This is a genomic window from Ammoniphilus soli (assembly GCF_040813775.1).
Genome location: NZ_JBEGDL010000128.1, coordinates 1 through 1,420 on the forward strand (window position 1 = coordinate 1; position 1,420 = coordinate 1,420).

A 1,420-nucleotide genomic window follows, 5' to 3' on the forward strand; every position below is an offset into this window, starting at 1 on the left:
CATCCGATTTAGCTACTTGATTATCCACATCCGATTTAGCTACTTGATTATCCACTTTAGGTTTTTTAGTAATTTGTCTAGCCATTTTTACGTCCTCCCTCTGATATGATCATTTATATTTGAACGGCTGTTGCTGAGCCCTTAACTTCTTAGATATTTAATCCCATGCAGATCGAGATAAGTATAAAAACAGGCCATAGGCTGGATGCTAATTCCAAACTATGACCTTATGTTTTATTGCCGTTACTTTCTAAAACCACTTCATCTTTTACAATTGGGCTTGGTTTATAATGGCGTTGTCGAATCTCATATGTTTCCCCACAATTATTACATTTAACTACATACAACACATTTCTATATGCTTCTAATACATCAGCATAGATTCCATCTTCACAAAACTTACATTGTATGACCAAATTGATTCCTTTGATCGTTCATCACCTAATTCTATCTCCATCCGTAAACGTATGGATTAAAATCAAAATTCCATAACAAAAACGGCCATTTATCAGATCTTTTTTGGCCATTACAAAATAATGATTCCAAAATAATCTTAAACACAAAGTATCGATTTTCTTCTTTATCCACGGCTTTCAACATGCAATTTGAAGAGATTTTGCGCCATGTTTTGTGATCAAAATTACATGTATCTCAGTTGGACCCCGTAATAACGAATTATACAATTGCCTTAAATGTCTGCTTGACCTGATCCGTATAACTTTCTAATAAAGAGTATACCTCTTCCCGGTTCTTATGTTGATTCTCGATTAAAGTCTTTAGCCCAGATTCCAATTGTTCAAGGTGATTTTTAATATTATCTTCTTTGCTAGATGCCCCGAAAAGCTTTTGAATGTTATTGAATACCTCTTCACCACGCTTGCTCCATTCTTCTGCACTATTAGAAACTTCTTCTCCATTAACTTTTTTCATGTTTTCAAACAAAGTTGTATTAACATCCGTAAGGAATTTATTTATTTCTAGTTCTAATTTCTCCAACTGTTCTTTTGTCTGTATCCAAACATCCTTTTGACGTTCAATAGCTTTAAGTGTTACAGATTCCACTTCACGCTGATACGTATTCATGAACTTAACACTATTTAGCCAACCATCCCAAAAAGTATGTAACATATTATTAGAATCTTGTGATTGAAGTGCCATGATCTAAATTCCTCCCTTTATCATTTTAATGAAATTTGCTTATATATGTAATTTACACCTATGTGCATTACATTGTCAACCAATACTAAACTAAACAAAAAATACTCTAGTCATTTGGACTAGAGTATTTTTCACTTAAAAGTGGATAAATACTTATCATTGTGGAATAAAATTACATTATAACGATCATCCGTCTCCCAGCAAAAAATATTAACCCGAATTTCGAAAGTCTGTAACATCAACAACAATCATGAAACAACAA

General features: G+C 32.8%; 1 protein-coding gene. It reads right to left on the reverse strand.

Annotated elements, in window-relative coordinates; translation table 11 throughout:
- Window positions 1-675: 675 nt before the first annotated feature.
- Window positions 676-1,158, reverse strand: coding sequence for a hypothetical protein (locus ABLT31_RS38630; RefSeq protein WP_367761017.1), 483 nt, complete (start codon window positions 1,156-1,158; stop codon window positions 676-678).
- Between the last annotated feature and the right edge of the window lie 262 nt (window positions 1,159-1,420).

Excerpts from the sequence above, each read along its gene's own strand:
- ABLT31_RS38630 (WP_367761017.1), bottom strand. The coding sequence starts at position 1,158 with ATGGCACTTCAATCACAAGATTCTAATAATATGTTACATACTTTTTGG.